Source organism: Sphingobium sp. TomTYG72 (assembly GCF_055394715.1).
The window spans coordinates 1,303,446-1,315,540 of record NZ_AP027336.1; the positions used below are offsets into that span (position 1 = coordinate 1,303,446).

Below are 12,095 nucleotides of genomic sequence, written 5' to 3' on the forward strand. Positions count from 1 at the left end.
TGTTCGTGTGGATCACAGCGGGCTAGGTCGGCATGGTTGCGCCGTCAAGGCACAGAAGGGATCGTACAAAGATGTTCAGGAAAACGCTTCACACCCTCCTGTTGCTGGCGCCCTTGCCCGCGCTGGCCCAACCTGCCGCGACGCCCGCCCCCTCCGACGCGCCACCAAAGCTGATCGTCGCGATCTCGGTCGATCAGTTTTCGGCCGATCTCTTCAGCGAATATCGCCCCTATTATAGCGCAGGCCTCAAGCGCCTGAGCGAAGGCGCCGTGTTCCCGCGCGGATATCAAAGCCACGCCGCAACCGAAACCTGCCCCGGCCACAGCACCATCCTGACCGGCAGCCGCCCGTCACGCACTGGCATTATCGCCAACAGCTGGATCGATCAGAGCGCTGCCCGGCCCGACAAGACAATCTACTGCGCGGAGGATGAGAAACAGCCGGACAGTAGCAGTTCCAAATATGTCCCCTCCCCTGTCCATCTGCGCGTGCCCACACTCGGCGAACGCATGAAGGCAATCAATCCCGCCGTCCGCAACGTGTCCATCGCCGGAAAGGATCGCGCGGCCATCATGATGGGGGGCGCAAAGACGGATCAAGTCTGGTGGCTGGGATCAAAGGGCTATGTCAGCTATCCCGGCACGCCAACGCCGCCGCTGGTCGCACGGGTGAATGAAGTGTTCGCAAAACAGCTGGCTGAGCCCAATCCCGGCTTTGACCTGCCCCCGCAATGCGCCGCCAAGGATTTTCCCGTAAGTGCGGGCTCGCGGGTTGTCGGCACCGGCCGCTTCGCAAGGCCCGCCGGTCAATTCGGCGCATTCCGTGCGTCGCCTGAGCAGGATGCCATGACCCTGGCGTTCGCCGCTGCCGCCATCGAAAGCATGAGCCTTGGCAAGCAGGCTCAGACCGACCTCATTTCCATCGGCCTTTCGGCGACCGACCTCATCGGCCACGCCTATGGCACGGAAGGAACCGAAAGCTGCATCCAGATCGATCGGCTGGACCGCGAACTGGGCGCCTTCTTCGACCGGCTCGACAAGCAGGGCATTGATTATGTCGTCATGCTCACCGCGGATCATGGGGGCCACGATCTGCCGGAGCGCCATCAACAAAATGCGATGCCGATGGAACAGCGCGTCGATCCGGCGCTCATGCCCCGAACGCTTTCAGACGCAGTGGCCGCCCGCACCGGCATAGGTGGCAAGGGACTGATCCAGGGCGACGGCCCATCTGGCGATCTTTATTTCGACCACAATCTCACCCGCGCCCAGCGCGCCAAGGTGGAAGCCGCCACACTCGCCCTGTTACGCGCGCATCCGCAGGTGGAAACCGTCTTTACCAAGGCGCAGATCGCCGCCGCGCCGTCTCCTTCAGGTCCGCCGGAAAGCTGGAGCCTGCTTCAGTTAGTCCGGGCCAGCTTCGATCCCGAACGCTCGGGCGACCTTGTCCTGCTGCTGAAACCACGCGTGTCGCCCATCGCTAATCCTTCCTATGGTGCGGTCGCCACGCATGGCTCGCCCTGGGACACGGATCGGCGCGTTCCGATCCTCTTCTGGCGCAAAGGCATGCGGCATTTCGAACAGCCGCTCGGCGTCGAAGTGGCGGACATCATGCCGACGCTGGCGGCCCTTATCCGTCTGCCCGTGCCCCGTAATGAGATAGACGGCAGGTGCCTCGACCTGATCGCAGGCCAAGGCGACAGCTGCGCCGCGGATTAGAGCAACGCGCCTTGCATCTGGATCACTCAACTTACTGGATCACTCAACCCCGTTCGGGCTGAGCTTGTCGAAGCCCTTCCCTTTCTAAAAAGAAGGAAAGCCCTTCGACAGGCTCAGGGCGAACGGAAAAAGGAGGTGGTGCCGATTTAAGCAAGAAGCTCCAGCGCGCGCATCTTGCGCCCGATTCAACGCAGCGCGCTCTAGGCGCCGTCTGCATTCACCGTATCCAGATCATGGCGCATGCGAGATGGACGAAGCCCATGAAGGCTGAGATGGTTTTCTCGCATCGTAAGGCGATCCTACGGAAGCGTTTGAGTTTGTTGAAGAAGCATTCGACCTGATGGCGCTCCTTGTAGAGCCTCCAGTCAATGGGCGGCGCGACAGCGCGGCTGGGATTGGCCTTGATTTGAGCGGTTGCGCCGAGTTCACCGGCGATGAAGGCGCGTAGCGGATCGGCGTCATAGGCGGCATCGGCAATGACATGATCAACGTCCTTGAGCCCGGCCAGGAGGGACTGGGCCTGCGGGCAATCGCCATATTGCCCCGGCGTTGGATGGATGCGCAGCGGCAGGCCGATCGCATCGACCACGGCATGCAATTTGGTTGTCAGCCCGCCACGCGAACGACCGATGGCGGCACTTTGAGCCCCCCTTTTGCGCCCGCCGCGTCGGCGTGGACCTTTGAGATCGTGCTGTCGATCATGACATACTCAAAGTCGGGCGTATCGGCCATGGCATGGAAAAGCTCTTCCCACACGCCATTGTGAGACCAGCGGCGAAAGCGGGCATGCACCCCCGTCCACTTCCCGAAAACCTCAGGAAGATCCCGCCAATGCGCTGCGTTGCCCGCCATCCACAAGATCGCATCGACAAACAACCGGTTATCCACTCCGCTCCGGCCCGGCATGCCAGATCGCCCGGGAAGATGCCCTTTGATCCGCTCCCACTGGTCGTCCGTCAGTGCACGTCTGCTCAATGATCGTCTCCTTCGACAACCTTGAATCAGAACTTCAACTCAATGGGAATCCTGTGAATGCAGACAGCGCCTAACAGTCAGATATTTTCCGCGAAGCCGTCCCGCTCCGCGTCCATCAGGGAGTGGACACGGTGCGGGGCGGATACTTCGACCCGGCTGGTCACCTCATATTGCGCCTTTGCCTGACGCACATTGCTGTTCGCCGGAACACTGTCAGTCAGCCAGACATTGCCGCCGATCACTGACCGGCTGCCGATGATGATGCGGCCCAAAATGGTGGCGCCCGCATAAATCACCACGTCATCCTCGATGATCGGATGCCGGGGAATCGCCTTGGCCAGCGCCCCCCTTTCATCGGCAGGAAAGCTGCGCGCGCCCAGCGTCACGCCCTGATACAGCCGCACCCTGTCACCCACTATGGCCGTCTCGCCGATGACAACGCCGGTGCCATGATCGACGAAGAAACTGCGCCCGATCGTTGCCCCCGGATGAATGTCGATACCCGTACGCGAATGGGCAATTTCGGAGATGATGCGGGCGACCAGCGGTGCGCCCAGATCATAGAGGCGATGGGCAAGCCGATGATGTATGATCGCCAGCATCGATGGATAGCAGATCAGCACCTCATCGACGCTGCGCGCGGCGGGATCGCCCAGAAACGCCGCTTCCACGTCTGAATCCAGCAAATCGCGCAAGCCAGGCAGGCTTTGGGCGAAGTTGCCGATGATCCGGGCGGCTTCGCCATCGATTTCGACAGGCGGCCTGCCATGCATGTTATAGAGAAGCTCAAGTCGGATTTGGCCGTAAAGACGACTGAGCGCCGTCTGCAACGTCTGCGCGACAAAGGCATCTTCATTATGGATGCGAATGAAGCTGGGGCCAAGGCGCAACGGAAACAGCGCGCCGCAAAGCGACGTCATGATCTTGGCAAGATTGGCCCGTGACGGAAAACCCTCCGCGCCATATTCGGCATGATGCTGCTGCGCTGCGCGCCAGCCTGTACGAACCTTCCCAAGATCGCTCACCAGCCGATCCAGGTCCCAATAGCCTTCCAGAAGCTGATCTTCGCTTTCGCCTTCTGCGGTCATATGCGCCTCTTGTTCAACGGAAGCTGGCATAGACCGCCACCAGCCGATCCGGTAAACGAGTTTTGCTTGTCGCCGCGATGCTTCTTTTTAACCGGAAGCGTCAGCCCGTTTCAACGGATCGGGCTGGCACCAGCCATATGCAGGCGAATTTCCACGCTCAACCCGCCTTCGGGCCGGTTTTCCAGAACAAGGCTGCCACCTTCCTGCTCGACCGCCTTCGCCACGATCGCGAGCCCCAGCCCCAGGCCCCGCGTATGACGTCCCCGCGCCTCATCCAGTCTGAAAAAGGGCTTCAGCACCTCCTCCAGCTTGTCCTCCGGGATGCCCGGACCATCGTCCTCGACCCGGATCACCACCTCGCCGTCGCGACGCTCGACACTGACATAAGCGCGCTGGCCATAATGGAGCGCGTTTTCGACCAGATTTGTGACCGCGCGGCGCAGCTGGAGCGGACGGACATCCATTTCCAGATGATCCGGCCCCTCATAGCTGACATCGGCGCCCTGATCCTGAAAGCTATCGACCACCGTCGCGACCGTGACAGCCACGTCCGCGCGCACAGGTGGCTCGCCATTCTTCTCCCCGCCCAGGAAGGCCAGCAGCGATTCGATCATCGCCCCCATTTCCTCAAGGTCACCGGCCATCGCATCGCGCGCTTCCGCATCGGGGATGCCCTCCAGCCGGAGCTGCAAGCGCGCCAGAGGCGTGCGCAAGTCATGCCCGACGGCGGCCAGCGTTTCGGTGCGCTCAGTGATCAGGCGATGGATGCGCGTCTGCATCGCATTGAACGCGCGGATCAGGTCACGCACATCGCTGGTCCCGCTTTCCGCGACTACGACCTCATCGCTGAGGCCAATATGTTCAGTCGCCTTGGTAAGGTCCTTGAGCGGCGCCAGCGTCCGCCGGATCAACATGGCCCCCGCCACCATCAGCGCCACAAGCGGAATGAGCGCCAGCCCCATTCGCCCGATGGTGAAGGTCCACTGCCCCCCACTATGCCGCATGCCGAAATAGAGCCAGCTGCGATCGGGCAACTGCAATCCGCCATTGATCTGCGACACCCGCCCCCCGGGCGATGCGAGCCGCAGCCACAGTCTCGACTGTTCCAGGCTTGGTTCCCAGGCGATGATCTGGCGCCGCATCCGCTGCAATTCCGGCGCCAGCGTTGGCGGCGGTGGTGACGCAGGAGTCCAATGGACATCATAGCGATCGGTGGTTAGCTGGATCGCCATTGCGTGCCGATCGGCCGGTTCCTGCTCGGTCACGAGCTTGCGCGCGATTACCAAATGCTCGGCCAACCGCCGCGCCTCGTCATCCTGCAAGGACAGATGACCAGCCCGCTCGTAGATCAGCGTACCGACCGCAAATTCCAGTGTGAGCGCCAGCAGCAGGATTGCCAGCAGCCGTCCGACCAGACCTAGCGACCGGCTCATATGCAAACTCAAGCCCGGCTGACTTCCGCGTTGAACATATAACCGACGCCGCGCACGGTGGTGATCGGCGCCGCCGCGCCTTGCGTCGACAGCTTGCGCCGCAACCGGCTGACCAGCACATCAATGCTGCGGTCGGAGCTATCCCCCATCCGGGTGCGCGACAATTCGATCAGCCGCTCGCGCGCGATAACCCGCTGCGGATGGCTGAGGAAGGAACCGAGCAGGTCGAACTCCGCACCCGTCAGGTCCACAATCGCGCCAGTGGGGGAACGCAGCTCCCGGCGCGGGAAGTTGACGACCCAGCCGTCGAAGCGCGCCTCATTCTCGCGATGTTCGTCAGGCCCCCGCTCTACGCCCACGCGGCGCAGGATAGCCCTTATCCGCGCGATCAGTTCGCGTGTGCCGAACGGCTTGGGCAGATAATCGTCCGCGCCCAGCTCCAGGCCCACGATCCGATCGGTTTCGCTGCCCTTGGCGCTGATGAAGATGATCGGAACGTCGCTCTTGCGCCGGATCTGGCGGCACAGGTCGATGCCGTTGGTGCCCGGCAGCATGACGTCCAGCACGACCAGATCGACCGGCCCGGCGTCAAAGGCGACCCACATTTCCGGCCCCGAAGAGGCAGGCCGCACCTGATAGCCATGTTCCTGAAGAGCGCGCGCGGTCAGCGTGCGCAGCGGCGGATCGTCCTCGACAAGTATGATCGTGGGGGCAGTCATGCCGGAAATGTTGCGCAACTAAAACGGCTCATAGCGCCTGAAGTAGGGGCGGCTTCCAGCAGGGTCAACCGGACGTTACATTGGAAACCCTTGGAAACAGGTTCAGCAATGATTTGTCATGCAAGGGACAATTTCGCCCCCATGACGAGCAAGAATGCCATGCCGGGCCTCGTGAAAGGCCCGGCATGATTTCATCAGAAAGCGGCCGAAACCGAGAAGACCACCTGGCTGCGGGCGATCGACTTGCCGAAATTGTCGCCGTCCTGAACCATGAAGTTCGGGCGGATGTAGGTTTCTTCCGAACGCTTGATGTCGGTATCGACATAGGCGACGCCCAGCGTCAGCGGCGTGCCGGGGATCGCGACGTCCGCGCCGACCAGCCAGTCGAGATACTTGCCCGTGGGCGCGATCGACGTGCCATTGGGGCCAAGGCCGGGGTTGCCGTCCGAATAGCCCAGATGCGCCTTCAGCGTAACCGGCGTGCCCGGCACTGCGCCGCTCACGTCACCCCAGATGTACAGATTGTCATCCTTGTCGCCCGGATCGGCAACCGTGCATGCCGCGTCGCTGCACCAGTTGCCCAGCGCCTGCTGCTTGGGCGCATAGGCGACGCCCAGCAGACCCTTGACCGGACCAAGCTGGCTCGAAAGCTTCACATAAGGCTCAGCGAAGTCGGTCTTGTCCGCGCCCGACGGATACATGTACCAGGTCAGGCCGACGTCCAGCGTCGCGCTGCCCAGCGGGATGGCATAGCCTGCGAACAGGTCCAGTTCCATGTTCGAACCACCGAACTGACCCCAGCCAGCAAGGTTCGAAGCCCAGGCACCGGCATAGGCGCCGCTTTCGTGAGTGGCAGTGATGCCGCCCTGAACGGCCATACCCTTGTCGCTCTGCGACACGCCACGGAAACGGTAATCGGAAACCAGCGCGACGCTGCCTGAAACGGTAACGGGACCTTCAGCTTCTTCCTGAGCGAAGGCCGGAGCGCTCGACAACAGGGCAAGAGCCGCACAGGCCATCTGCAACTTAGCGATTTTCATGAACATTCCCCTTTTTCGGTAAGAATGTTCCGTCCTGCGTCCGCTCTGGCCCAAAGGTCTGAATGCCCCGGATCCCGGCGGATTGACATCAGGCTAAGGCGCGCCCGGATGAAGGGGAATGGACTTTTACCGCAAGTGCGAAGGTGACATTCAGGCCGTGCCCTCAAAGGCACGGTTGTTTGCTGATCGCGTTCCAAATATGTCTATTTGATTTCTTGATCACATCCATACATGAAAAAGCCGCCGCACCCTGGAAGTGGTGCGGCGGCTAACGACGCCTGATGGGGGTGAGGTTCAGGCGGCGAGGTTACGCAGGCGTCCGGTTGCACCCGCCAGTTCGACGCTCGCTCCGGTGCCACGGCGGCGATCCATCCATTCCCGCACCATCTCGGCGCAGGTATGATCAATATGGAGCAGCCGCTCGACGTTCAGGATGACGGGACGTTCGGCGGGAACCGACTCCAGCTTGGCCGACAATTTGGGAAGTGTCAGGAATGTGGCCGTGCCATGCAGGGCCAATTCATGCGCATCATCCCGCCGGTCCTCATCCATGCCCAGCCGCAGACGGCGCGCATGGGGCAACAGTTCGAGGAGCGACAGGCCAATACCCACCAGCACGCCCGTCAGCAGATCCATCGTGACCACCATGATCAGCGTAACCGCCCACACCACGGCGGGCAGCGGGCCATAACGGTGAAGCAGGTGCTTCACATGGTCCAGGCTGACCAGTCGAACGCCGGTCACAACCAGGATGCCTGCCAGCGCCGCCATCGGAATTTCACGCAGCAACCAGGGCAGCAAAGCCACGAAGCCGAGTATCCAGATGCCGTGCAGGACAGCGGACATACGGGTCTTGGCCCCCGCCTGGACGTTGGCGGAACTGCGGACGATAACGCCGGTCATCGGCAGTGCGCCCGCAACGCCGCACAGCAGATTGCCTACGCCCTGTGCGCTCAATTCGCGATTATAGTTGGTCCGCACACCATCATGCATCCGGTCCACCGCAGCGGCCGACAGCAATGTTTCAGCGCTGGCGATGAAGGCGATCGCGATGGCAGTCGTGATGACCGTCGGGTTCATCAATTGCTGGAACAGCCCCTCGCCCGGCAAAGTCACCGCTGCGACGATCGATTCCGGCACTACGACGCGCGCCACCGGCAGGCTGAACAGAAATGCCACTAGCGTCGCCAGAACCACGCCGACAAGGGCGCCGGGCAGCAGCTTCATAGACGCGGGGCGGATCTTTTCCCACCCCAGCATGCCGCCGATGGTGACAAGACCCACGGCAAAGGCGGTCGCTGCGTCCTGATTGCTCAGACCGAAAAGCTGGCCAGGCATCGCGACCAGATTTGCAAGCCCGCTGGAAAGCGGCTTATCGTCGAACAGGACGTGGAACTGCCCTACGACGATCAGCACACCGATGCCCGCGAGCATGCCGTGGACGACGGCGGGCGAAATGGCGCGAAACCAGCCCCCGACCCTCATCAATCCGGCAATGACCTGAATCGCACCGGCAAGGATCAGGATCGGTCCCAATGCGGACAGACCCTGCTCGCGCACGATTTCAAAGACGATGACTGCAAGGCCCGCCGCCGGGCCGCTGACCTGCAAGGGGGAACCCGCGAGCAGGCCCACGACGATACCGCCAATGATGCCGGTGATCAGCCCCTTCTCCGGCGGCACGCCGGAGGCGACCGCGATGCCCATGCAGAGGGGCATCGCCACCAGAAACACGACGATGGATGCGGTGAAGTCGCGGCTGAACGTGCCGCCGGAAAGAGCCTTCAGCATGGGTTACTCCGCGGCCATGGCGATGCTGGTTTCACCAGCAAGGCGCCGCGCCTGCGCCTGTGCGACAGGAAGCGGATCGCCTTCGCGCATGGGTACGAACCGGCCGGTTTCCCCGTCGAGCCCCAGAACCTGGCCCGCATGAATGTCGACATACCAGCCGTGCAGCGCGATTTCTCCGCGTGCCACGCCCGCCGCCACCGACGGATGGGTGCGCAGGTGGTTCAACTGCACCACGACATTTTCCAGCGCCATGTTGCGCAGCTTTTCCGCGTCGCTCAGATCGGACGGGTAATTTTCACGGCACACCTTTTGCGCGGCATGCGAGTGACGCAGCCATGCGGCAACATTGGGCATCGACGTCAGGTCGGCGTCCGTCGCCAACGCCTTCATCGCGCCGCAATCGCTGTGGCCGCACACGATGATGTCGCGCACGCCCAGAACCATGACGGCATATTCCACCGTCGCGGTGACACCGCCCAGTTGGCTGGCATGCGGGGGCACGATGTTGCCCGCGTTGCGGCATACGAACAGGTCGCCGGGATCGGCCTGCATGATATGTTCCGGCACGATGCGGGAGTCAGCGCAGGAAATCATCAGCGCCTTGGGGCTCTGTCCGTGATTGGCAAGCTGGTTGTAAAGCGTGCTCTTGTCCGGAAAGACCTTGCTTTCGAAACTGAAGACGCGACCGATAAGCTCGTTCATGGCTTCTATCCTTCATCTTGATTGCCGATCAGGGGGCGGATCGGCGCAATTTGAAGGATAGGCATGCGCTTTTGCTGCGTCGCAGCGGTTTTGTTAAATAGTATGTCTGATGAGATTTTTTGCCGTTACTGCCGCTCCACGGCGGCGCTAAGCATATATCCGGCCCCACGAACGGTAACGATGGGCGCAGCCCTGCCACCAGCGCTCAGCTTCCGACGAACCCGGCTGACCAGCACATCAATGCTGCGGTCTGATGACGGCGCGTCGCGTACGCCCGCCATTTCCATCAGTTTCGCGCGCGGGATGACCGTCTGCGGATGTTCCAACATGACCTGAAGCAGCGCGAATTCGGCGGCGGTAAGCTCGATCGGTTCGTCTCGCTCATCCTTCACTTCCCGCCTGGCGAAATCGACCTGCCACCCATCGAACCGCGCCAGGGTACTGGCACGCAGCCCAATCAACCGCTCCTTCTTGCTGCGGCGCAGCACCGCGCGGAGCCGTGCGGCCAGTTCCCGGTTCGAATAGGGTTTGACCATATAATCGTCGGCACCCAGTTCCAGTCCGACGACCCGGTCAACCTCGCTTCCGCCTGCGCCAACCAGGATGATCGGCACGTCGCTCCGCTCCCGGACGTCACGGCAAAGGTCCATGCCATCGGGGCCGCGCAGCGCTGCATCCAGCACCAGCGCACCGACGGGCGCGGTCTTGATCGCGTTCCATATGTCCGATGCCGACGCCGCAGGCAGCGCGCGAAAGCCGCTCTGCTCCAGATACTCGCGCACCTGCTGGCGCTGTTCGGGCTTTTCCTCGGCAATCAGGATCAGCGGTGGACTCATCCGCCCTTCACTGACAGGCTGCGAAGGCCATCGAGTTCACCCTGAATAACCGCACTGTCGCCTTGCGCCGCCGCCAGCGCCTCGCCAGCGCGCGCCTGAGCGTAGCGGCTGATCTCCGCGTCGATCTGACCCTGCGCGCTTGCACAGCTGCCGGCGTAGCTACCCGATAGCGGGGTGAAGCGATGGATAGCCTTCCCCATTGCTGCAATCGCATTGCCCTCTGCCGTCACCGAGCGGTTCACGCCCAGTTCGGCCTGCCAACGACAAACGGGCGTGGCCGGACGGGTGGCGAAGCGCGGTTCGACCTGCTGGACATGAACCGTCGACACCGTTTCGTAGCTCGTCCGATAGGCTGTGGAAGCATGGCTGATGTCTGCACTGTGGACCGAAGCGACGACGGCCATGACGGCAGCGGAAGCGAAGATGGAAAGCATGCGAAGAAACTCCTTGGCGTAGGAAGCGCTTGCCAAGGCATAGGCGGGGCAAATGTCTCTGAAATTTTCCGAATGTGACATATTGTTGCTGGGCGCGCGGAAACGCTTCGGCGCGGCAAAGCATTTTTACGCGCCAAAATCCCTCATGCTTTGAACAGCGCATGCAACCCGCCCGACGCTCAGGCTTTTAACCCTCGTCAACGGCCGTCCGCGCCTTTGGCGCCTTCATGGCCAATGATGAGGATTGCTGAATGAAAATCGCTCAAATCGCTCCCTTGGCCGAAAGCGTGCCGCCGAAGCTATACGGCGGAACCGAACGGATCGTTTCCTACCTTACCGAAGCGTTGGTCGATCAGGGACATGACGTGACATTGTTTGCCAGCGGCGATTCCGTCACGCGCGCGGAACTGGTGCCCGTCACCGACATGGCGCTTCGCCTCAATCCCCATGTTCGCGACACCATTCCCTACCACATGATGTTGCTGGAAGCGGTGCGCCAGCGCGCCGATGAGTTCGATGCGCTGCATTTCCACATCGATCTTGTTCACATGCCGCTGGTGCAGGACATCGTCGGCCGATGCGTCACGACGCTGCACGGCCGCCTCGACCTCCCGGACCTGCGTCCTTTCTACCAAACCTTCCGCGATCACAGCCTGGTTTCCATTTCCGACCACCAACGGCTGCCTATGCCGCCTGTAAACTGGGCAGGCACCGTCTATCACGGCCTTCCCGCCGGTCTGCTGCCACCGAAAATCGACAGCGACGATGGTTATCTCGCCTTCCTTGGGCGAATATCGCCGGAAAAGCGGCCCGACCGCGCCATTCGCATAGCCGCCCGTTCCGGAAAGCCGCTCAAGATCGCCGCCAAAATCGACAATGTGGACAAGGCGTATTGGGAGGCTGAAATAGCGCCGCTTATCAACCTTCATCCCAACATTCATTTCGTCGGCGAAATCAATGAAGCGCAGAAGGCTGATTTCCTCGGCGGCGCCAGTGCCCTTCTGTTCCCGATCGATTGGCCCGAACCATTTGGTTTGGTGATGATCGAGGCGATGGCCTGCGCTACCCCTGTCATCGCCTTCCGCTGCGGATCGGTTCCCGAGATTATCGACCACGGTGTGTCGGGCTTCATAGTCGATACGGAGGATCAGGCCGTCGAAGCCGTTTCACGGCTCGGCGAACTCGACCGCCACGGGGTACGCGCCGCCTTTGATGCACGTTTCACGGCAGAGCGCATGGCGGCCGACTATGTCTCGCTTTATCACGGCCTGCCCGGCGCGCGCACCGATGCCGCGCGGCTTCGTCGTGAGCGCGGTGATGAAGCAGAGCTTCACCTTCAGGTGGTCGGATAAGGAGAGT

At 61.9% G+C, this 12,095-nt stretch carries 11 protein-coding genes; 2 read left to right on the forward strand and 9 right to left on the reverse strand.

Annotated features, from left to right (window positions below; translation table 11 throughout):
- Nucleotides 1-71: 71 nt before the first annotated feature.
- Nucleotides 72-1,718 (forward strand): alkaline phosphatase family protein, encoded by a 1,647-nt coding sequence (locus ACZ5U1_RS06615; protein WP_464779888.1) that lies wholly within the window; start codon nt 72-74, stop codon nt 1,716-1,718.
- A 217-nt stretch (nt 1,719-1,935) separates the two neighbouring features.
- On the opposite strand, the gene ACZ5U1_RS06620 is transcribed toward ACZ5U1_RS06615, so the two are convergent.
- The 9 genes from ACZ5U1_RS06620 to ACZ5U1_RS06660 all read right to left on the reverse strand — a co-directional run bounded on the left by ACZ5U1_RS06620 (nt 1,936) and on the right by ACZ5U1_RS06660 (nt 10,736).
- A protein-coding gene (locus ACZ5U1_RS06620; protein ID WP_464778136.1) for an IS5 family transposase occupies nt 1,936-2,693 on the reverse strand; the annotation gives its coding sequence in 2 pieces (ribosomal slippage) (nt 1,936-2,375 and nt 2,375-2,693; 759 coding nt in all).
- 77 nt (nt 2,694-2,770) lie between these two features.
- Complete coding sequence (gene epsC / locus ACZ5U1_RS06625; protein ID WP_464779889.1) at nt 2,771-3,781, reverse strand: serine O-acetyltransferase EpsC; 1,011 nt, start codon at nt 3,779-3,781, stop codon at nt 2,771-2,773.
- A gap of 110 nt (nt 3,782-3,891) precedes the next feature.
- Nucleotides 3,892-5,214 carry an ATP-binding protein gene (locus tag ACZ5U1_RS06630; RefSeq protein WP_464779890.1) on the reverse strand — a complete coding sequence of 441 codons (1,323 nt, stop codon included), beginning with the start codon at nt 5,212-5,214 and terminating at the stop codon, nt 3,892-3,894.
- Nucleotides 5,215-5,222: 8 nt separating this feature from the next.
- On the reverse strand, nt 5,223-5,933 hold the full coding sequence (locus tag ACZ5U1_RS06635; protein WP_196224106.1) for a response regulator: 711 nt from the start codon (nt 5,931-5,933) through the stop codon (nt 5,223-5,225).
- A 194-nt stretch (nt 5,934-6,127) separates the two neighbouring features.
- Complete coding sequence (locus tag ACZ5U1_RS06640; protein WP_464779891.1) at nt 6,128-6,979, reverse strand: TorF family putative porin; 852 nt, start codon at nt 6,977-6,979, stop codon at nt 6,128-6,130.
- Nucleotides 6,980-7,267: 288 nt separating this feature from the next.
- Nucleotides 7,268-8,764 carry a SulP family inorganic anion transporter gene (locus ACZ5U1_RS06645; RefSeq protein ID WP_464779892.1) on the reverse strand — a complete coding sequence of 499 codons (1,497 nt, stop codon included), beginning with the start codon at nt 8,762-8,764 and terminating at the stop codon, nt 7,268-7,270.
- Between the two features lie 3 nt (nt 8,765-8,767).
- Complete coding sequence (locus tag ACZ5U1_RS06650; RefSeq protein ID WP_196224108.1) at nt 8,768-9,466, reverse strand: carbonic anhydrase; 699 nt, start codon at nt 9,464-9,466, stop codon at nt 8,768-8,770.
- A 125-nt stretch (nt 9,467-9,591) separates the two neighbouring features.
- Nucleotides 9,592-10,302 carry a response regulator transcription factor gene (locus tag ACZ5U1_RS06655; protein ID WP_464779893.1) on the reverse strand — a complete coding sequence of 237 codons (711 nt, stop codon included), beginning with the start codon at nt 10,300-10,302 and terminating at the stop codon, nt 9,592-9,594.
- The gene (locus tag ACZ5U1_RS06660) at nt 10,299-10,736 is read right to left on the reverse strand and encodes a hypothetical protein (RefSeq protein ID WP_464779894.1); all 438 of its coding nucleotides are present in this window, start codon (nt 10,734-10,736) and stop codon (nt 10,299-10,301) included. Before ACZ5U1_RS06660 ends, ACZ5U1_RS06655 begins: the two co-directional genes overlap by 4 nt.
- Nucleotides 10,737-10,987: 251 nt before the next feature.
- On the opposite strand from ACZ5U1_RS06660, the gene ACZ5U1_RS06665 reads away from it, so the two are divergent.
- The gene (locus ACZ5U1_RS06665; protein ID WP_464779895.1) at nt 10,988-12,088 is read left to right on the forward strand and encodes a glycosyltransferase family 4 protein; all 1,101 of its coding nucleotides are present in this window, start codon (nt 10,988-10,990) and stop codon (nt 12,086-12,088) included.
- Nucleotides 12,089-12,095 lie beyond the last annotated feature (7 nt).